Annotated in this window: 20 protein-coding genes; 10 read left to right on the top strand and 10 right to left on the bottom strand. The window is 56.1% G+C overall.

Annotation, left to right across the window (positions count from 1 at the left end; genetic code table 11):
• Positions 1-136: 136 nt before the first annotated feature.
• Positions 137-1,669, bottom strand: a complete 1,533-nt coding sequence (locus tag AC2FFD_RS07295) for an alkaline phosphatase family protein (protein WP_496872705.1) — start codon at positions 1,667-1,669, stop codon at positions 137-139.
• Positions 1,670-1,929: 260 nt separating this feature from the next.
• On the opposite strand from AC2FFD_RS07295, the gene AC2FFD_RS07290 reads away from it, so the two are divergent.
• The 4 genes from AC2FFD_RS07290 to AC2FFD_RS07275 are packed head-to-tail and all read left to right on the top strand — an operon-like array spanning position 1,930 to position 5,846.
• On the top strand, positions 1,930-3,054 hold the full coding sequence (locus AC2FFD_RS07290) for an ABC transporter permease (protein WP_257601272.1): 1,125 nt from the start codon (positions 1,930-1,932) through the stop codon (positions 3,052-3,054).
• Position 3,055: 1 nt separating this feature from the next.
• Positions 3,056-3,871 carry an ABC transporter ATP-binding protein gene (locus AC2FFD_RS07285; RefSeq protein ID WP_170347114.1) on the top strand — a complete coding sequence of 272 codons (816 nt, stop codon included), beginning with the start codon at positions 3,056-3,058 and terminating at the stop codon, positions 3,869-3,871.
• A 5-nt stretch (positions 3,872-3,876) separates the two neighbouring features.
• The gene (locus tag AC2FFD_RS07280) at positions 3,877-5,193 is read left to right on the top strand and encodes an MlaD family protein (RefSeq protein WP_425079082.1); all 1,317 of its coding nucleotides are present in this window, start codon (positions 3,877-3,879) and stop codon (positions 5,191-5,193) included.
• Positions 5,190-5,846, top strand: coding sequence for an ABC-type transport auxiliary lipoprotein family protein (locus tag AC2FFD_RS07275; protein WP_170347110.1), 657 nt, complete (start codon positions 5,190-5,192; stop codon positions 5,844-5,846). Before AC2FFD_RS07280 ends, AC2FFD_RS07275 begins: the two co-directional genes overlap by 4 nt.
• Before the next feature lie 86 nt (positions 5,847-5,932).
• Here AC2FFD_RS07275 and AC2FFD_RS07270 read toward each other — a convergent pair whose 3' ends face one another.
• Complete coding sequence (locus AC2FFD_RS07270) at positions 5,933-7,513, bottom strand: FMN-binding glutamate synthase family protein (protein ID WP_425079084.1); 1,581 nt, start codon at positions 7,511-7,513, stop codon at positions 5,933-5,935.
• 249 nt (positions 7,514-7,762) lie between these two features.
• On the opposite strand from AC2FFD_RS07270, the gene AC2FFD_RS07265 reads away from it, so the two are divergent.
• Together AC2FFD_RS07265 and crcB are read left to right on the top strand one after the other, a co-directional pair.
• Complete coding sequence (locus AC2FFD_RS07265) at positions 7,763-8,131, top strand: fluoride efflux transporter FluC (protein ID WP_496872701.1); 369 nt, start codon at positions 7,763-7,765, stop codon at positions 8,129-8,131.
• A complete protein-coding gene (gene crcB / locus AC2FFD_RS07260) occupies positions 8,128-8,490 on the top strand; it encodes a fluoride efflux transporter CrcB (protein ID WP_170347103.1) in 363 nt (120 codons plus the stop codon). The genes AC2FFD_RS07265 and crcB overlap by 4 nt, the downstream gene beginning before the upstream one ends.
• On the opposite strand, the gene AC2FFD_RS07255 is transcribed toward crcB, so the two are convergent.
• The 5 genes from AC2FFD_RS07255 to AC2FFD_RS07235 form a co-directional block, all read right to left on the bottom strand.
• A complete protein-coding gene (locus tag AC2FFD_RS07255) occupies positions 8,487-8,744 on the bottom strand; it encodes a hypothetical protein (protein ID WP_496872699.1) in 258 nt (85 codons plus the stop codon). The two genes, crcB and AC2FFD_RS07255, sit on opposite strands and share 4 nt — an antisense overlap.
• 321 nt (positions 8,745-9,065) lie before the next feature.
• Entirely contained in the window at positions 9,066-9,392 is a 327-nt protein-coding gene (locus AC2FFD_RS07250; protein WP_254440049.1) for a cytochrome o ubiquinol oxidase subunit IV, read from the bottom strand.
• The gene (locus AC2FFD_RS07245; protein ID WP_170347099.1) at positions 9,385-10,017 is read right to left on the bottom strand and encodes a cytochrome c oxidase subunit 3; all 633 of its coding nucleotides are present in this window, start codon (positions 10,015-10,017) and stop codon (positions 9,385-9,387) included. The genes AC2FFD_RS07250 and AC2FFD_RS07245 overlap by 8 nt, the downstream gene beginning before the upstream one ends.
• The gene (locus tag AC2FFD_RS07240) at positions 10,014-12,104 is read right to left on the bottom strand and encodes a cbb3-type cytochrome c oxidase subunit I (RefSeq protein ID WP_496872696.1); all 2,091 of its coding nucleotides are present in this window, start codon (positions 12,102-12,104) and stop codon (positions 10,014-10,016) included. The genes AC2FFD_RS07245 and AC2FFD_RS07240 overlap by 4 nt, the downstream gene beginning before the upstream one ends.
• Positions 12,101-13,060, bottom strand: coding sequence for a cytochrome ubiquinol oxidase subunit II (locus AC2FFD_RS07235; protein WP_496872695.1), 960 nt, complete (start codon positions 13,058-13,060; stop codon positions 12,101-12,103). Before AC2FFD_RS07235 ends, AC2FFD_RS07240 begins: the two co-directional genes overlap by 4 nt.
• 187 nt (positions 13,061-13,247) lie before the next feature.
• On the opposite strand from AC2FFD_RS07235, the gene AC2FFD_RS07230 reads away from it, so the two are divergent.
• The 4 genes from AC2FFD_RS07230 to AC2FFD_RS07215 all read left to right on the top strand — a co-directional run bounded on the left by AC2FFD_RS07230 (position 13,248) and on the right by AC2FFD_RS07215 (position 18,786).
• A complete protein-coding gene (locus tag AC2FFD_RS07230; protein WP_496872750.1) occupies positions 13,248-14,483 on the top strand; it encodes a lytic murein transglycosylase in 1,236 nt (411 codons plus the stop codon).
• 660 nt (positions 14,484-15,143) lie between these two features.
• Entirely contained in the window at positions 15,144-16,037 is an 894-nt protein-coding gene (gene galU / locus AC2FFD_RS07225) for a UTP--glucose-1-phosphate uridylyltransferase GalU (RefSeq protein WP_496872693.1), read from the top strand.
• A gap of 69 nt (positions 16,038-16,106) precedes the next feature.
• Positions 16,107-17,546 (top strand): mannose-1-phosphate guanylyltransferase/mannose-6-phosphate isomerase, encoded by a 1,440-nt coding sequence (locus tag AC2FFD_RS07220; protein ID WP_496872692.1) that lies wholly within the window; start codon positions 16,107-16,109, stop codon positions 17,544-17,546.
• A gap of 169 nt (positions 17,547-17,715) precedes the next feature.
• Positions 17,716-18,786 (top strand): DUF2793 domain-containing protein, encoded by a 1,071-nt coding sequence (locus tag AC2FFD_RS07215; protein WP_496872690.1) that lies wholly within the window; start codon positions 17,716-17,718, stop codon positions 18,784-18,786.
• Between the two features lie 258 nt (positions 18,787-19,044).
• On the opposite strand, the gene AC2FFD_RS07210 is transcribed toward AC2FFD_RS07215, so the two are convergent.
• From AC2FFD_RS07210 to AC2FFD_RS07200, 3 genes are all read right to left on the bottom strand, one after another.
• The gene (locus tag AC2FFD_RS07210; RefSeq protein ID WP_257601260.1) at positions 19,045-19,791 is read right to left on the bottom strand and encodes an outer membrane protein; all 747 of its coding nucleotides are present in this window, start codon (positions 19,789-19,791) and stop codon (positions 19,045-19,047) included.
• 17 nt (positions 19,792-19,808) lie between these two features.
• Positions 19,809-20,207, bottom strand: coding sequence for a hypothetical protein (locus AC2FFD_RS07205; protein ID WP_496872688.1), 399 nt, complete (start codon positions 20,205-20,207; stop codon positions 19,809-19,811).
• A 148-nt stretch (positions 20,208-20,355) separates the two neighbouring features.
• Complete coding sequence (locus AC2FFD_RS07200; protein WP_496872686.1) at positions 20,356-20,541, bottom strand: hypothetical protein; 186 nt, start codon at positions 20,539-20,541, stop codon at positions 20,356-20,358.
• Positions 20,542-20,545: the final 4 nt, after the last annotated feature.

The raw sequence follows: 20,545 nt of genomic DNA, 5'->3' as shown, positions 1-20,545 counted from the left end.
ATGTCCAGGTTCGTCTTCTCCACACCCCATGGGTACCATCAGAATTGATGCGCCGGTAGTGGAATTGATGAACGACAAAACGTCCCATGCAACTTGCCTGATCCAACTGAAAAGAGGACGAAAGCGGGCAGTGATCCTAATACCTGGAACGGGACTTCGCGCCTTCGGACGTGATGGAGTGCAACGACAAGGTATGATCCATGTTTCGCATCCGATGGCGCAGCATCTGTCTGCCCAACCGGGCAAGATCGTCCGCAAACGCAGGGTTTTCCGCAAGATTTTCGAATTCTCCCTGTCCCTGGTGGTCAAACAGGATCGGCGGGAGGTCAGCTGCAAATTCGATCAACGTGAATCGTTCGTCCCGCAATATTCCCAGACATGAATCACTGTTTCCCGTTCCCAACCGCTGTTGCCAGACGGTCGGTTCTTCGGGTTCGGAGAAATCCAGCTCGCTGAAGGAATAGCAGCGCCAGTCATCGGGGACGTCGCCATGCAACAAGGGCAGCAAAGACCTGCCATCCATGGCGTTTGGAACTGTCTGCCCAATCCAATCAAGGATTGTCGGCGTGACATCAATTGATTCGGTAGGAACGGTGACTTTTGCGCCGGCCCGTGCCTCGTTCCCCGGCAGGCGTATCATCAACGGTGTGTGATAGGCCGCATCGTACACAGTCATTTTCCCCCAGCTGTACCTATCGCCCAGCATTTCGCCATGATCAGCCGTTATGATCAGCATGGTATCGTCGTATTGCCCGCTGTCCTTGAGATACTGAACAACGCGCCCGATATGGTGATCGACCTCGGTCGCCAATCCCAGATAAACGGCGCGCAAAGTGCGTATATTTTCATCCGTTGGCTCAACATCAGCAAAGCCATGAACAAACTTTTCTGCCGTATAGGCGTCCAGCTTTGGGCCGAAAAACGGATGAAGCGCCTTTTCAGCGGCTTCGCTCGGCAATCGCTGCGGCAGCGGTATATCCGCCGGATCGTACATGTCGTTATACGGAGCAGGCGCAACCAAAGGTGGATGCGGACGGATGTACGTCAGATGAGCAAACCACCCCTGGCCACGATGAGGTGCAATACCGTCCAGAAACGCATCGGTCAGGAAGGCTGTGTCGCTGTGTTCCGCCCGATACATGGCCGGGTCGTTCAGCCTGGGCGTTTGACCATCCGGAGAGACAGGCTTGTAGACATCCCAATATGTATCGAACGTGTAGCCTTTCTTCATCAAATACGATTGCCAGGGGTATGACTCTTCCAGGCGCATTTCGACAACTTCAAGGAACCCGTTCATCGATTGCTCGTAAGATTTGAGCACGGGGTCGTTGGGATCATGGACTCGGGGGTCGGCAGACGTATCGGTGTACCCGAACAGCATCGGCATATAACCCGCCTTTCGCATTTCCGTGGCGATGTTCGGCGTGTCATGACGCAGCGGCGTACCATTTCGCACGGAACGATGGTTCATCGCGTATTGGCCGGTCAAAATCGATGCGCGGGATGGCCCACAGGGGTTGGTGACAGAGAAGTGGCGCATAAAACTCACCGCTTCGTCCATGAAAGCCCGCAGGTTCGGTAGCTTCACGTGCTCGGCCAGAGCGCCGTTCAGGCAATCTGCCCTCAATTGGTCGATGATGATGAACAGAACGTTCTTGGCGTGATGCATACCGACTTCTCCGAATTCCGCACCCAGGGTTCCGCAGCGGAATGTGTCCCGCTTCCGATCTTCGCGCAACCGATTAGTCGAGCGGCCCTGCGTTTTCTTTTCCGGCCTGACTTGAACCGAAAAAATACGTTCCTGGTGTCCAGTTGCGCTTGCTCCAACTCATGGTCCGGCGTGACGCCAAGGCCATTCTTTGCGGCAAAAACCGGGTCAAATGGCACAAAGTCATTGCGGGCATTGAATGTTTTACTTCACATGGCACCATGACGCAGCCAACGATAACATCAGAGCGCGACGCCAGCGGCAATCAAGTGCGCATTTCTGGTGAGTTGCTCACACAATCCCTGCAAACCGTGGAGCGTGATTTTGCTGCGGTCCAACCTTGCGGGGGCAATGTCATTTTTGATCTGTCCGGCGTCGAAGCACTGGATACGGGCGGAGCCTGGCTGGTTGCAGACCTGGGCCGGAGGTTCACGTCAAACGGTGCCACGCTGGAAATTCAAGGCGTGAAACCCGCGCATGCGGCGCTGATAGAAACCGTGACCCGCAGTATCCCGGACAAACCCGGCAAGCTCGAGGACCCTCGCGGTTTTCTGGACTGGGTCGCTCATGTGGGTCAGGGCACATTCGGAGCCTGGAAGGATACCCTGTCGATCCTCGAGTTTCTGGGCCTCACCCTGCACCGCTTGTTTCGGACCCTGATCATGCCGTGGCGCCTGCGCAAAGCGGCCCTTGTCACTCATATGGAGGAAACCGGGGTCAAAGCCCTTCCCATCGTGGCCCTGATGGGTTTTCTGATCGGTGTCGTGCTGGCCTTTCAGGGTGCGACACAATTGAAACAGTTCGGGGCCGAAATCTTTGTGGTCGAACTGATTTCGATCTCGATTCTGCGAGAGCTGGGAATTTTGCTGACCGCCATTATCGTCGCCGGCCGCTCGGGTTCGGCATTCACGGCCTCGATTGGTTCGATGAAAGTACAGGAAGAGATCGACGCCATGCGAACACTGGGCCTTGACCCGATCGAGGTTCTGGTCATTCCGCGTGTGTTGGCGTTGCTGATCATGCTGCCCATTCTTGGCTTTGTCGCAGATATGGCCGGCCTATTCGGCGGCGCCCTGATGAGCTGGATCGATCTGGGCGTAAGCCCGGGCATGTTTGTCACTCGTCTGAAAGAAAACACCGATGTCTGGCAACTTGCAGTTGGCTTGATCAAGGCACCGTTCTTTGCATTGGTCATTGGGGTCATAGCCTGCTGGCAGGCCTTGCAGGTCAAAGGGTCGGCCCAGAGTGTGGGGCAGCGCACAACCGCATCGGTCGTGCAATCCATTTTCATGGTGATTGCAATCGACGCATTGTTTTCGATTTTCTTTTCCGAAATCGGAATCTGACATGAACGATAGCACGCAACACGAAACGGAACAGAACGCATCGCAGCGTGACGCCGTGATTCGCGTTCGCGGTCTCAGAAGCCAATTCGGAACGCAGGTGGTTCATGACGATCTGAACCTTGATGTCTGGCGTGGCGAGGTTCTGGGCATCGTTGGCGGGTCCGGAACCGGAAAATCCGTTTTGCTTCGTACGATTGTGGGTCTGAACAAGCCAGCCGCCGGCAGTATCGAAGTGCTGGGCGTGGATGTCTTGAACGGCCCTGAAGAAGATCGCCGCAGGATCGAACGCCACTGGGGCGTGGCCTTTCAGGACGGCGCGCTGTTTTCATCGCTGACCGTATTGCAAAACGTGATGGCCCCACTGCGAGAGCACACGGGCATCAGTGAAAAACTGATGGAGTCACTGGGTGCGTTGAAGATCAGCCTCGTGGGTCTGCCCCAGCTGAGTTGCGGCAAGTTTCCATCGGAACTGTCGGGCGGCATGCGAAAGCGCGCCGCACTGGCGCGGGCGCTGGCGCTTGATCCCGAAATCGTTTTTCTGGATGAACCGACTGCCGGATTGGACCCGATTGGCGCGGCTGCATATGATGAACTGATCGGCGAATTGCAGCAGGCACTTGGGTTGACTGTTTTCATGGTCACCCACGATCTGGACAGCCTTTACGCCATCTGCGACCGAATTGCAGTGCTTGCAGAAAAACGCGTGCTGGTTGAAGGTCCGATTGAGGATATGACCAAAGTGGACCATCCTTGGGTGCAGGAATATTTCACAGGCCCCCGCGCCCGCGCGGCGCAACAGAAGGGTCAGGGCAGGTAAAAGCGATGGAAACCAGAGCAAATTACATCCTGATCGGCGCGTTCACCCTTGCGGGGCTGTTGGGCGTATTCGGCTTTTTCCTGTGGTTGGCGAAATTCGAAGTGACCCGCCAATACGCTTATTACGATGTATTGTTCGACAACGTCTCGGGGCTTTCGGCGGCGGGTGGGGTAAATTTCAACGGTCTTCCTGTTGGGCAGGTGCTCTCTTTGAACCTGGACAAGGACGATCCGTCCAAGGTTCGCGTGCGTATAGAAGTGGATGCAGATATTCCGATCACCGAAGAAACGATCGCCCAGCTTCAATCGCTGGGTGTAACCGGCGTCGGTTACGTTGAACTTACCGGCGGGTCGCCGACTGCCAAAAGGCTGCCGCAGGACAGCGTGATCAAAAGCAAGCGCAGCACCATCCAGTCATTGTTTGAAGGCGCACCGAAGGTGCTGGACGAAGCCGTAACCCTACTGGAAAGCCTGAACAAGGTCGTTGACGACAAGAACCGCCAAGCCGTGAACAGCATTCTGGACAACCTTGCCTCTGCGACGGGCCGGCTGGACAAGACTTTGACAAGTTTTGAATCCGTGGCCAGCGACATTGGCAGTGCAGCCAAGGATATTGGTGAGTTTTCGAAACGTCTGGACCCTCTGATCGAAACGGCCGATACGACCCTCAAGACCGGCACGGAGACGCTCAATTCGGTTAAATCCGCGTCCGAGTCAGCCAGGGCCGCGCTGGACGAAGCGAAAACGACGATCGAAACAGCAGACCGCATCTTGCAGCAGGACGTTCGACCTTTCATCGAACGCGGGTCGCAACTGGCCGAACGGTTGACCCTCTTGTCGGATGAGGGCAGCGTCACTTTGGGGATCGTGAACGAGACCGTGTTGAACGCCAACACGACACTTGGTTCGATAACATCCACAATGGACACGGCCAAAGGGGCGTTATCTTCGGCGGAAACGGCCTTTGAATCAGCCAACCGCGTCATGGAAGAAGACGTGGCGCCCGTTGCGGAAGATATCCGGAAGGCGGCCAACCAGGTCACCGAAACAGTCTCGAACATCACCGGCAAGATCGATCAGATTTCAGACGATGTCCTGAGCGCTTCGAACTCTGCCTCAGAGCTGCTGGGGACAATTGACGGCATCGTTCAGACCAACCGCCGGCAGGTATCGGACTTCCTGCGTGTGGGTCTGCCGCAATTCATCCGCTTCATCGAAGAATCCCAACGTCTGGTGATCAGCCTCGACCGTCTGGTGGACAAGGTCGAACGTGATCCTGCGCGGTTTCTGCTGGGCACCCAAGCATCGGAGTTCCGTCAATGATCAAGCCTGCAATTGCAATTCTGACGTTTGCATTGGTCGGTGGATGTGCCGGGTTGGGCACTTTGAAACAAGCCGCGAAACCCAACGATCTGTATCTGTTGACACCCAAAAGCACGTTTTCGTCGGCGCTGCCGCGAATACAGAAACAGATCGTCGTTGAAGAACCAACAGCAACCGCCGCGGTGAACACGGATCAGATCGCCATTCAGCCCACCCCGTTTCAGGTCCAGTATCTGCCACAGGCACGTTGGGTGGATCGGGCACCTCTGATCGTTCAGACGCTGTTGATCGAGAGCTTTGAGAATTCTGGCAAAGTCGCCGCCGTTGGCCGGTCAACGGTTGGATTGCGCGCTGATTACGTGATCGCACCGGACCTGCGCGAGTTTCAGGGCATTGTTGTCGCGGACCCCGAGAACGGAGACAAAATCCGTATCGAAGTGCGCATGAACATCAAGGTCATCGATGAATACGACGACAAGATCATCGCCTCGAATTCGTTTCAGGAAAACGTCATTTCAGCGAGCGACCAGACATCAGATCTGATCAAAGCGTTTGATTTGGCCTTGGGGCGCGCGATGCGGGATGCCGTTGAATGGAGCATTCGCAGGATCAACACGCATGTGGCCAACAATCCCAGATCGAATCCCAGTTGAGGTAAGCCACATGTCGAAACGGCGGGCGCGGGCGCAATTCGCCCACACCCCTTCTGGGTAAACGGTTGTTTGTTCCGGATCCCGCCTCAGAAATGAGATGCCGAAGCGCGTTTCCAATCCGCCGCGAATTCCTCGGGAACCACATCTGCCAGCAATGCACCATCCTCGAGATAGGTGTAAAGCTCGCCATAGGTGCGCTCATGCTCGTCCGCCGTGCGTCGCAAAATATCGCGTGGATGCAGCTCGGACACTTTTTCCTTTCCCATCGCACCCAAGAGTTCGCGGAAGCTTTCCAGTGTTGCATCGTGATACCGGTGAACGCGCCGCCGCTTTTGCGGGATGTTCACCGCGCGCCCGCGAACGGGATCCTGGGTGGCGACCCCGGACGGGCAACGGTTGGTGTTGCAATGCAAGGCCTGAATGCAACCTACGGCAAACATCATCGCCCGCGCGGCGTTGCACATATCTGCACCAAGCGCGAATTTCTCGACCATGTCGTATCCGGTCGCCACTTTGCCCGCACAAATGATCCGGATCTTGTCACGCAGCCCAACCCCACGCAGGCAATTGTTTGCGAAAATCAGCGCCTCGTTCAGGGGCATGCCCAGACGGTTGGTGAACTCGACCGGAGCCGCGCCCGTTCCCCCTTCCGATCCATCAATGGTGATGAAGTCCGGCAAAATCCCTGTCTCGAGCATGGCCTTGCAGATCGACATGAATTCGGACGGGTTGCCAATACACAATTTGAAGCCGACAGGTTTGCCGCCTGACATTTCGCGCAGATGTTGAACAAAATGCATCAACCCCGAGGGCCCGTCAAAAGCACTGTGAGTTGGGGGGGAAATCACATCCTGATGCTCGGGCACCCCGCGGATTTCGGCAATTTCGGCATCGACCTTGGCAGCGGGCAGAACGCCCCCATGCGCAGGCTTGGCACCTTGGGACAATTTGATCTCGATTGCCTTGACTACATCCTTTGTGGCCCTTTCGGCAAACTTGTCCTTGTCAAACCCGCCTTCCGGCGTTCGACATCCAAAATAGCCCGTCCCGATCTGCCAGATGATGTCGCCGCCTTCGGCCAGATGGTGAGGAGACAACCCGCCTTCACCGGTGTTGTGGGCAAAGCCTCCGTCCTTTGCCCCGCCATTCAGCGCGCGGATGGCGTTGGCGCTCAGCGCGCCGAAACTCATGGCCGAAACATTGAGACGCGAGGCGCTGTATGGCTTTGTGCATTGCGGTCCACCCAGCATCACGCGGAGTTCACTTTCATCTACGTGTTTGGGCGCAAGTGAGTGATTTGCGCGGTGATAACCAACCTCGTTAATGTCGTATTGTGTTCCGAAAGCCTGCGTGTCCATCTGGCCCTTGGCGCGAGAATAAACCAGCCCGCGAATGATCCGATTGTAAGGTCTGCCGCTTTCGTTGGTTTCAACGAAATACTGTCGGATTTCCGGGCTGACGAATTCAAGCATGTACCGGAAATGACCCAGAACCGGATAGTTGTTCAGCACATTGTGCTTGGTTGTCAGAATGTCGTAAAGGCCGATGACCGCGTAGGGCACCAAGATGACCAAAAGCCAATGTAGGGGTGGCCAGAAGAACCCCAACAGCAACACGAGCGGCAGGCAGACATAGCTCAGAAAATAGTAGATCCTGCGTACAATCATGTTCCTGTCTCCTTGTGTTTCCGACCGGTCGTTGCGCGTTCCAACAGCACTCAACGTGAAACAGATTGATTTTTAATTGCAAGCTTTCGCAGGAATTTATCCGCTCAAAGACGAAAACGTGAAAACGCGTTACGGCCGCTCGACAGTTGAACAGGGTGTCGCCAGTGGATATGCCACGCATACCAGAATACGACAGGCATACACGTGACAAAGACGCATTCCCAACCCCGGCGCGACCGAAAGAGCCTTATGTTTCTCGCTGTCTTTGCCGGCGGGGCGCTGGGATCGTTGCTGCGCGAAGTATTTGCGCTGGAAATCCCCGGCCTCGGTTTCCTGACGTCGACCTTCGGCATCAACGTGGCGGCCTGTTTCGTCCTGGGGTGGCTGTATTCTATACGTCACAAGGTGCACGCGCATGTGCTGCATCTGGGCGCGGTCGGGTTTTGTGGTGGGTTGTCCACCTTTTCGTCTTTTGTGGCTGATCTGGAACGTATTGCCGAAAGTGATCCGTGGGCCGTGCCGCTTGCCGTCGGGTTGGAAATCGCTTTCGGCATTGGCGCTGCGCTGGTCGGAGAGAAGCTGGGCAACCATTTTCATTCCGAAAGGTCACCGTCATGAATGACCTCTATCTTCATGCGATGTTCGGACTGGGCGGAGGCCTGGGGGCGGTCCTACGTCATTGGCTGGCTTTGAAAGTGCGGCACGACTTGCCCTTTTCAACGTTGATCGTCAATGTAGTGGGCAGCCTGCTGCTTGGGGTCTGGATCGGCTATCTGGGCGGCCCTGTCGACATCCCCGAAGACCAAAGACGGCTGGTCTTTGGATTCTGCGGCGGGTTCACCACGTTTTCCAGCTTTGCCTATCAATCTCTTGAACTTCGGCGCGAGCGCACTCTGGTTCTGGCGGCTGGCAATATCCTGATCAGCCTGGCGCTGTGCTGGTTCGCCCTGTGGCTTGGGCTGACCTTGACGCGCTAATGCACATGAGCGGCAACATGTGACCCGGAATTCGGGGCACAACAGAAGAAAAGCAATGGAATTGTCGCCAAGGCAGGCAGACCCAGATTGTTGAACACGGTCAGATAGGAAATCATCTCGGCCTGCTTCATGGTTTCCCGGCCCAGAATGGCAGCACCTTCAACGCTGTCTGGTGCAAGGCCGTGCGGCCGATAAGCTTGGGCCGCAGGGTTGTAAGGCGTCACGTTCTGGCTGAGCACCGCCGCTGGGGTCATTTGCCGTCCACCCACCAATCGGAAGACTCGACTATACGAGAATTGCGGTGCGTCGGCGGACACCGAGGATCAGGGGCGAAGGGTCAGGTTTGAGACCCATCCATCGGCCGCAGCACGGATCTTGGCCCAGGCAAGGTCGGTTTCCGCTATTTCAAACTGTGCCCGCGAAAACAAAAAATCATCCTGTTTCGCTTTCAACCCGCTTTTCAGTGCCTCCAGAACAGAACAAGCCCGCCCGCAATTGCAGCGATTACCAAAGCCACGGCCTTAGTTTTGAGTGGCTTCTTTCTCACATCCCCTTTTTTCTGCAATCCACGAAAATCACATCACATGCATATGCATTCGAACTGCCAGATTGCCCAGCACCCAGACCGTTCCAAGGATCATGATCAACAGAACCATGGTGGAAAACAGAACCAGATGCAGGTCTTCGCGGCTGCTGCGCCGGCGATCGATGTGCAGGAAATAAACGAGTTGCAGAACAAGTTGGGCCAGGCCCAGCAATCCAATGGTCAGGTAGACACCGGGGGTTTCGATCCCAAACAGGTAGGCCGCGCCGAACATTGCCAGCGTCAGCAATAGCGAGCCACCGTATCCGATCACATAGCGCCGACGCTCGCGACGGTGCATTTCAGAGCGCTTATCCATAGGTCAGACCTCCGAAATAAACGATGGTGATGATCCCGATCCAGATCAGGTCGAGAAAATGCCAGAACAGTGCCAACCGCACTACGCGTGAGATAATGACGTCCGTCATCCCTTTCATGCGCAGTTGGATTCCCAGAACGATCAGCCACAAGCATCCTGCGGCGACGTGCAGACCATGCAGAGGAACGAGTCCGAAGAAGGCCGACAAGAAACCGCTGCGCTGTGGAATGCCACCTTGTTCCGCCATGGCCATGAAATCACGCACCTCAAGCACAAGGAAACTGATCCCCAGTAAAAGCGTGACGCCAAACCACAAGACAATCCGAGCGCGCGGCAGATTGTATTTCAGCGCCAGCATGGCAAGGCCAACCGTCAGGCTGCTTGTCAACAGGATGAGCGTCTGCGCAAAGATGCTTTTGAGATCAAACAGCTCGTGCGGGCCGGGACCACCGGCCTGCGCATCGATCATCGTGATATAGATCGCAAACATCAGGCCGAAATAGACCAGGTCACTCATCAAAAAGACCCAGAACCCGAATGTGACGACCTCGGTCGCCTTATGAGCACTCGCGTGGCGTTCCCCCAGATTGATACCTGGATAGCTGTGGGTGGGCGCGCGCTTCATGTCACCGCCTCCAGATCGGGGCGGGCGAGGCCGCGATTTTCCGGAGACGTTTCAAAATCGCGATCCACCGCCTTTTCGCCGTGCACCCGTGCAAGCCAGGCTTCGTGATCCTTGCGCACTTCTTCCGCTGGTATGGTCAGCTCGGTGCTGTCATCGAACGTCCAGACGATCACCGCCAGGATCATCAGAACCGTCATCAATGCAGCCAACCACCAGATCCACCAGACCAGCGCAAACATCCAGATACCGCTCAGAACACACAGGACAAAGCCAATGCCTGTATTGCGCGGCAATTCGATATCTTCATAGGCGTCGGGCGTTGGATAGGCTGCACCCTTGTCCTTTGCTGCTGCAAAATCATCCCGATCCGTAACAGTTGGAATGATCGCAAAGTTGTATGGCGGCGGCGGCGACGGGATTGACCATTCCAACGTCCGCCCATCCCATGGATCCCCAACGGGAACGCGGGTCTTTTCGCGGTCGCGGATGCTGACCCAAAGCTGGATCAGAACCGAGAACAACGCGCAGGTAATCACCAGCGCCCCAACGATCGCCACCATCATGAAAGGATGGAAGGATGGGTCATCGTAACTGAAAGAACGACGCGGCATCCCCATCAGCCCAACGAAATAGAGCGGCATGAAGGTCAGCAAAAACCCTATGGTCCAGAGGGCAACCGTGACGCGGCCCCAGACCTCGTTCAGGCGAAAGCCGAACGCCTTGGGGAACCAGTAGTTATAGGCGGCCAAAAGACCAAACAGCACCCCCGGCAACAATACGTTGTGGAAGTGGGCCACCAGGAACAGCGTATTGTGTACCTGATAGTCCACGGTCGGATTGGCCAGGATCACCCCGCTCAGGCCACCAATCACGAACAACATCAAAAACGCCAAGCCATACAACATCGGCACCGAGAACCGGATGCGACCCCGCCACAGAGTCGCCATCCAGTCATAGACTTTTACACCGGTGGGAATGGCGATCAGCATCGTTGCGATACCAAATACAGCGTTGATCAGGGCGCTCTGCCCCATGGTGAAGAAATGGTGCAGCCATACCGTAAACGACAGAACCGCGATGGACATCGTGGCGATGACAAGCGAGTTGTAGCCGTAGAGCCGCTTGGCCGAAAAGGTCGCAAAAACCTCAGAGTAGATGCCGTAGGCAGGTAGAACCAGCAGGTAAACCTCGGGGTGGCCGAACAGCCAGAAAAGATTGGCATAGTTCATCATGTTGCCGCCGAGGTCATTGGTGAAAAAGTGGAAGTCCAAATAGCGGTCCGCCGCCAGCAACAGCGCCGCGACGCCCAACGGCGGCATGGCAAAGACGATCAGGATCGAACTGCATATGATGGTCCAGCAATACATCGGCAGCCGCATGAAGGTCATGCCCGGCGCGCGCATCTTGTAGATCGTGACGGCGAAATTGATCCCGGTGAGCGTTGTGCCGACACCCGAAACAACGATCGCCCAGATCCAGTAGTCAGGCCCAACGCCCGGATTGAAGGCGGCCCCGGTATACGGCGGATAGGCCGTCCAGCCGCCGGTCGAGAACCGCCCCACCACCAGCGAAACCATAAGCATCATGCCGGAGGACACCGTCAGGCCCAGACTGATCTGGTTCAACCGAGGAAACGCCACATCCCGCGCCCCGATCATCAGCGGAACGACAAAGTTCGCGATGCCAAAGACAAAGGGCACCGCGACAAAGAAAATCATGATCGTGCCATGGGTGCTGAACAACTCGGCGAAGTGTTCGGCTTCCAGGAACCCGTCGCCCGGGCCCGCGGCCTGCTGCGCGCGCATGACGACGCCTTCCAACACGCCGCGCGCCAGCATGACGATGGCAAAGACGACATACATGATCCCAATCTTCTTGTGATCAACACTGGTCAGCCAATCGCGCCAAAGGGGCGTCCACAATCGAAACCAGCTAAGCAGGCTGACCACGACGACAACGCCAACCAAAACGATTGCGGCAGCGGCGTTGGCAACGATCTCATTTGCGTTCGGGTTCTGGATCAACCCTGTGATCGGAAGCGCATCCCAGTCGAGGCGGCCAAGGAACCCTGAATAGGACGGCGTCATTGCTGCCCCTCCTGCCCGAAAGATGCCGTTCCCGGCTGTTGATCCACCGGCAGCGCTTTGCCTTTGTGATAGCGGTGCAGGATCCTTTGAAACAAATCTTGTTCCATCGTGAAGTACAGCGCGTCCTTTGGCATCTTGTCAGTGCCCAGTGCCGCCTGCACCTCATCCCTGTCCGTCCGCATCGCAAGCGTTTGATAAGTTGCGGGGTTCAGTTGGATACCATTGTCACGAACTTTTTGCGCCCATGCTTCGAACTCATCATTGTGCATCGCTACGGTGCGAAATTTCTGTTTGGTAAAGCCGCGCCCGTTGTACTGCGTGTTCTCGCCTTGCATGACTTGGGGCGCGTCCGCGACCAGATGCAGTTGGGTGGTCATGCCCGGCATTGCGTAAATCTGGCCGGCCAGCGCAGGGATCATGAAGGATTGCATGACGGTATCGGTGGTCAGCGTCACGGCCACTTGCCTTTTGGTGGGAATGCCGAACTCGCCCACACTGGCAATACCAAGATCGGGATAGATGAACAGCCACTTCCAATCCAGTCCGACAACCTGCACACGCAAGGCCGGGTCTTCGCCAAAGGTCGACGCGTAAGGATCAAGCCGATGGGTGGCCTTCCAAAGGTAGAACGACAGGAGCGCCACGATCACAACGGGCACACCCCACATGAGGAATTCCAGTTTCGCGGAAAAATCCCAATCCGGTCGGTAAGCTGCGTGACTGGTCCTTCGGCGGCGATAACGAAACGCGATCAACGGCACCAGTATCAGCACAGGGATAACAGCCACCATGATCACAGCGGTCGCCCGCAGCAGATGCGTTTTCTGGATGGCGGCAATGGGTCCTTGCGGGTCCATGAAACTGTCGCTGGCGGCAACCATTTGCGACATCGACACCGACAGGATCACGGCCACCATGAGCAGAGGGATTGGGTTGGGCATATTGAATCGTGCCATAACGGACTGCCCTTTCCTCAAACAATTTCCATTCGACTATCGGCAAGTGTGTGAATTTTCTCAAGAGTTTTTCCAAACCGCAAATTGTCCAGGTCAGGCCCCAACTCAATTTCGGGTGTAACGGGTCCGGGGATGCGCGATATCTTCCCGTTGACTTGCATTCCCAGCCGGGACAGACAAAACAATGATGCGTATTCTGTTTTTCTCTTTAGGGTTAATCCTCCTCTCTCAACCCACGCTGGCACAGGATCGTGCGGCGATTGAACGCCAGTTTCAATCGTGGTTGCAGGAAACGATTTGGCCCCGGGCAAGGGCCAAGGGTGTGACACGCGAGACAATGCAAGCAGCCCTCTCCGGCGTGACCCTTGCGTGGAACTTGCCAGATCTGGTGCCGCCGGGAAGCGCACGCAAAACTCCCAAGGTCCAGAAGCAGGCCGAGTTTGGCTCACCCGGTCGCTATTTCAATCCGGGGTCGGTGCAAGGCGCAACATCGGAAGGCCGTAAAATGGCAAGGCGCCATGCCGCAACCCTGGCGGCGGTCGAAGCCGAAACCGGCGTTCCAGCCCGCATTATTCTGGCGATCTGGGGAAGAGAGAGCGGATACGGACAAGTTCCAATCCGTCATGATGCTTTCAGGGTACTGTCGACCAAGGCCTTCATGAGCACCCGTGCAGACTATTTCACAACCGAACTTGTTGCCGCCCTGCAAATCGCACAAGCAGGGCACCGGCCCGCGCGACAAATGAAAAGCAGTTGGGCTGGCGCTTTGGGCCAGCCTCAGTTCATGCCGTCCAGCTACTTGTCGTATGCTGCTGACGGCAACGGCGACGGGGCGGCTGATATTTGGGGGTCACCCGAAGATACGATTGCTTCAATCGGAAACTACCTCAAGAAACATGGCTGGGTCACTGCACGGGACTGGGGCTTCGAGGTTTTCGTACCCAAAAACGTCTCGTGCGCTTTGGAAGGCCCAGATCAGGGACGACCTATCCAGGACTGGGTTGAGATGGGGATACGTCGCGTCTCGGGCAAACCCTTTCCGGCCCACGAGCTGCGTGGTGACGGGTATTTGATGATGCCCGCAGGACGACATGGTCCGGCTTTTCTTGTTACGCCAAACTTCTACGTTCTAAAGGAATACAACAAAAGCGACCTGTATGCCTTGTTTGTCGGCCATGTTGGCGACCGCATTCAATACGGTATCGGCGATTTCAGCGGCACTTGGGGAAAGGTCGGCGGGCTGTACAGATCCGATATCGCCAAGATGCAGCAGGCGCTGGAACAAAAAGGGCATGATGTCGGAGGGGTCGATGGGCTGCCAGGGTTCAAAACCCGTCGTTCGATAGGTCGGTGGCAAGAGACTCTGGGGATCGCGCCGACCTGTTTTCCGGACGCGCCGATGAAAACAAGCCTGGCCCCGTGAGGCAAACCATGGTGCCCAGCCGACTCTGACACCCGGCCAGTTCATCGATCCATTGTGAAACAATCAGGCGTTCCCAGAACCTATCCCTGGAACCAGGCAACAATTGTTGCCCAATCGAAAACAGAATTAGAAAGGGAAAATCAAAAACACGGACGCGTTGAACAAGGCGGTCAGCCGCCCTTATGCGAAGCAAGATACTCTGTCCGTCTGCATCCTTTGACGCGGTATGTCCTTCAGGCCCCTTGCTTCCGAAAAGGAGGGTTGTGGGCGGCTTTGGGCGGGTTGCGGTTTTCAGGTTGGGAAAACCACGCAAAAATAACATGATACGCGGCGCGGCAACACAGTCGGGTCGGTTCGGGGAACGCCATGATCTGCAAAACACGCCGTGGGGAACAGGCCTATGAATTATTCGTGACGGACCGAAGCGATTTATCCCGCTCTTCACCGTGCAGTCAGCCAATGATCCAAGCACATGGTACACAAACATTGTATGGATACCGCATCAGACCGGGCTTTTGACTCCTCCCTGGCAAGGTGGCACGATTTGACTGATAGCAGCCTGATCCATCAGGCATCATTGATTGACAGGGTATTGCGGCCTATGAGGACATTCCGGACATATCCTGCTCTGCTGGCAAAACTTGATAATTGAGAGGCACCATGACACGCAAAGTTACCAAAGCGGTTTTTCCAGTAGCGGGCATGGGAACGCGTTTTTTGCCAGCGACCAAATCCGTTCCAAAAGAAATCATGACGCTGGTGGATCGTCCATTGGTGCAATACGCCATTGACGAAGCCCGTGCAGCCGGGATCAAGGAGTTCATTTTCGTAACGTCACGCGGAAAATCCGCGCTGGAAGATTATTTCGACCACAACCTGGTTCTGGAGCAGGAGCTGAAAGCCAAAGGCAAGAACAAGCTTCTGGAAGTGCTGAACAAAACGAATATGGAAAGCGGCGCGATCGCTTATATCCGCCAGCATAAAGCTCTGGGGCTTGGACACGCGGTCTGGTGTGCCCGTCGGCTGATCGGTGATGAACCATTTGCCGTCATGCTGCCTGACGACGTCATCGCCGCCGACAAACCCTGTCTGCAACAGATGATCGAGGCTTACGAAGACACCGGTGGCAACATGGTCGCGGCGATGGAAGTTCCGAAGGAGAAGACAAGTTCTTACGGCGTGCTCGATGTTGGCGACAATATCGGGTCTGTCGTCCCCACCAGAGGCATGGTTGAAAAGCCTGACCCATCGGAAGCACCGTCCAATCTGGCGGTCATCGGCCGGTATGTGCTTCGGCCTTCCGTTTTCGACAACCTCAACGCAAAAAAAACCGGAAGCGGCGGCGAAATCCAGCTGACCGACGCCATCGCCCAGGACATTTCCGCCGGAGTGCCGGCCTTCGGTTACAAATTCGACGGTCAGCGTTTTGATTGCGGTTCAAAATCAGGCTTTCTGCAAGCCACCGTTGCCTTTGCTCTTGCCCGCGAAGACCTGCGCGATGATCTGAGCCAATATCTGAATGACATTGTCGCCACAGGGAAAGCCGCTCAGTAGCCACAGATTGTTTTACTTGTCTAAAAACATGGCAATACCGTCAGTCACCCGCAATTCGAAGGCACGTGCATGACCAATACAGTCTACCCCGTCATTCTTTGCGGTGGATCGGGAACACGTTTGTGGCCCCTATCACGCAAAAGCTATCCCAAGCAATTCGTTCCTCTGGTCGGCGAAACAAGCCTGTTGCAGAATTGCGCGGAACGGATGCGCGGGCCATCTCAAGAGCCATATGCAAAGCCCCTGATTCTGACCAACGAGGCATTTCGCTTTATTGTCCCCGAACAATTGATGGCCGTCGGAATTGACCCCGGCCCAGTTCTGATCGAGCCCGAGGGTCGAAACACCGCCCCCGCCGTTCTTGCCGCAGCCTTGTATCTGGCGGCACGAGATCCGGATGGCATCATGCTGGTGGCGCCGTCTGATCACGTGGTTCCGGACATGGACGCCTTTCATCAAGCCGTCGCCGAAGGCGTACGGGCAATAAATGAACGACGCGATCTGGTTACCTTTGGCATCACTCCGACACACCCGGAAACCGGTTACGGCTATCTCAAACTCCGCCATCCTCCGGAATCGACCCATAAGGTTGTCCCATTGGATCGTTTTGTGGAAAAACCTGACCGGAAAACGGCCGAGGCGATGCTGTCGGATGGCAGCTATCTTTGGAACTCGGGCATCTTCCTGTTTGCCGTTCGCGATATCCTGGCAGCTTTTGAACAGCATGCGAGCGAACTGATCCCGCCGGTTCAAAAGGCCGTTGCCGAGGCAAAAACGGATTTGGGCTTTCTTCGACTGGACCCGGCGGCATGGGCGGGCGTGGAAGATATTTCAATAGACTACGCCGTGATGGAAAAGGCCCTAAACCTGAGCGTGGTGCCTTATTCCGCTGGCTGGTCCGATGTCGGAAGCTGGACCGCGGTTCAAGAGCTGTCGAACCCCGATGATGACGGTGTGGCGACCAACGGAGAAGTAACGGCAATCGACTGCCGCAATGCACTGATACGGTCCGAGTCGCCGGCGCAGGAAGTCGTGGCAATGGGTCTTGAAAACGTAATCGCCATTGCGATGCCCGATGCGGTTCTGGTCGCGAGCATGGACAAGGCCCAGGACGTGAAACAGGCCGTTACGGCACTGAAGGCCAAAGGGGTGAAACAGGCAGAATCCCTGCCGGTGGATCATCGTCCGTGGGGCTGGTTCGAAAGCCTGGTGATCGGAGACAGGTTTCAGGTCAAGCGCATCCATGTTCATCCCGGCGCGTCGCTCAGCCTGCAATCCCACCATCATCGTTCCGAGCATTGGATCGTGGTTGAAGGCACGGCCAAGGTCACCATCGGTGATCAGGAGCGTTTGGTAACCGAAAACCAATCCGTCTATATCCCGCTGGGAGCGACACACCGAATGGAAAACCCCGGGAAAGTTCCCATGGTTTTGATCGAGGTTCAGACTGGCACCTATCTGGGTGAAGACGACATCATCCGATACGATGACATCTACGCCCGAGATTGATTCTCGGGCATTGCTCTGCACGGGAACACCCATCGGCGGGTTCTTCGCAGACACCAGAATCTTACCAAAATCTTCCCTGGGCGGTCGGCCCGGTCAGACAGGATTGACGCGCTTTGCGGCAGGGTAGCGCGCAACCGAAGCTTCGGACCGACGCCACAGGAGGACCCCCGTGTCACAAACATCCCCCCGATTGAACCTGCCTTTGCTGCAACCGGCACAGGCGCAAAAACACGTTACCCACAACGAAGCCCTGAGACGGCTCGATCTGGTCGTGCAACTCTCGGTACGGTCAACAGATTCCGGGACACCTCCTGTTGTTCCCGCGCAAGGCGAAGTTCATGCTCTTGGAGCCAACCCGACCGGGGACTGGGCAGGACATGCCGGTGAACTTGCCGTCTGGCTGGACAACGCCTGGCATTTCGTTACCCCCGACATTGGCTGGCGCGCCTGGGATGAAGCGGCCGGAGATCTGAAATTCTGGACAGGAACAGCCTGGGCCCCCCTGCCTGTCAGCACTCAGAACCTGGACGGAGTCGGGGTTGCGACCAATTCAGACAGTACGAACCGTCTGTCCGTTCGCAGCCCGGCGACCTTGCTGAGCCACGAAGGCGGCGGGCATCAGCTGAAGATCAACAAAGCCAGCGCCGGTGATACCGCGTCGCTGTTGTTCCAATCGAACTGGACGGGTCACGCGGAAATGGGACTGTCTGGCACTACCGGATTTTCCATCAAAGTGTCTCCCGACGGCGGCAACTGGACTGAAGTGATGACCTTTGATCCTGATGCCGGAACCGTGTCGGGGACAGCTGTTCAGGCCGATGCCAGCGATACGACTTCGGGCCGACTGATGCGCGCCGACTATGGATACGGCCCCGGAAACCTTCTTGGAACAGTGACGGAAAACGCTGGTGTTCCGACCGGCGCTGTCATTGAGCGCGGCAGCAACGCCAACGGAGATTATGTTCGGTTTGCCGACGGTACTCAGATCTGTACCGCCACGCTTGCACCCGTGGCATGCACGACTGCTGAGGGTGCTCTTTTCAAAAGCGGCCCGATAATCTGGGATTTTCCGGCTGACTTTTCGACGCCCCCGAACCTGAACGGCACTGGAGGCGTTGCAACCCGGTTTACCGGGTTTGATACGCCTTCGTCGTCGCAATCGACATTCATCGTCTTCTCGGCGATCTCGGATTCGGCAGCCCTGGCGCCATCCGTCACAGCCATTGGCCGCTGGTTCTGACAGGCAGGGCCGCCTGGATACCGGATCAGGCGGCCATTCCGACCGCAGATCGCTTGCAACCCGTTCCGCGCCATCCCCGCGTCACCGGGTTTGCAGCCCTTCATCACGCCGGAAAAGCAGGATAGTTGCTGGAACGCCCGCTCACGGAACGCAGCAAACAACGCAAAAAAGGCAGGTACACACACCATACTTGCGCGATCTGCCCGTCTGACGTTTCGTGCCATGTCGAAACCGAAAACAATTTTCGTTTACGATCAATCAGAATCGGTAGGTCGCCCCGATCAACGGCCCGGACTGATGGAACTCGAAATCATTGCCGCCGATCTCATGGTCGAAGGCGATATAGCGATATCCGCCACGGATCACCCATCTGTCGTTGATGGCATAATCTGCCGTCAACAGAACCTGCCACGTTTCGCTGCCGTTGCGGAAGCCGCCATAGTCGATGAACCCGGTTCCCGTCCATTTTTCAGAGAATACGAAACGTGCTCTTGCGCCAATGACCGGATCGACCCAATCGTCGTCAACTGTAGTCGTACGCCCCGGTGCCGAGCTGGGCGTCAGCGTGAAATTTGTTTCGGTGCTGAACCATCTGAAACCACCGGCAATGTCCAGTTGAACAGCGGGGTCCTCATAGACCCGATAGGCCACGTACCCGCTGAGGAACTGAGTGGTGAATGATGTGTTGAGAGTGGATCCAGACGGACCGGAACCACTGTTGCTGAAGGATAGATTTGTATAATTGTAGTCAGCCAGCAGGCTCCAACGACCATTGGATGCCGCAAACGCGCCCATGAATGCGAAATCCAAGTTGCTCAGAGCGTCAGAAAAACTCAACGTGCCGTCCAATGTCCCCGACGGCGTTTCGATAGACGTTTCCGTTTCAGGCATGAAAAGATAAATCGTCGCTTCATGGGACCAATCGCTTTGCTGCGCGGAAGCGGTTGTTCCAGTCGCCATAACCAAGGCTAAACCGATCCCTTTAATCACATATTCTATATTCATTTCGTCCCTCCAGTATTTCAAATGTAATTCAGCTTTTTGGTGATCCGGAACAGGATTTCCGCCAACACACCGATTGCGCCCGCCTTGTCCGTGATCACCAGCGCAGTGCCAGAAGTCCCGAATGGGAAATCTTCGACATTGATCTGGTCCGGAACTTCGATCAGCACCGGATAACTGGACACGCCGGCCAAATCGCGCAGTGATGGAAGGCCCTCCCGCGAGTCAACAACGCCCTCTGCCGTTCCCACGGGCAGCGATACGACTGTCCCAGAAATCTCGCTGCCCGGCAAGGTTCGCAGAGCAAGGCGTATCTTGCTGCCGACGGCAACATTCATACCGCTTGATTGCGATAGGCTTGCGATCAGATGGCGGCCATCGGGGACAACAAATGAGATCGCCCCCTGTGCAATGGACACTCGATTTCCGGGACGTAGAGAAACGGCTGTGACAAAGCCGTCATCGGGCGCGCGCACGACTGTTTGCGCCAGGTGCCAAAGCGCCTGCGCCAAAGCCTGTTCATCTTCGCTCCATAATGGCTTCGATGAACCAGAAATCCTCCGTTGCTCAAACCCCTAAATTTGTCCGGTGGGCGCTGACGCCACACAGATCGACCGAATGCTCATCGTCTCCGATGAATTCTCTGGCCAGCCGCGTTTTGCGCAATTTCTTCAAATATTCAGTGAACCGATGCGTAAGAGCACCTTTTTCAAAATTGGGATCAGTGGCGAGTAGGAGTTTGATGGTCTTCATAGCA

The sequence above is a fragment of the Ruegeria sp. YTSC002 genome (genome assembly GCF_059609845.1).
This window is presented reverse-complemented; position numbering and strand designations above follow the sequence as displayed.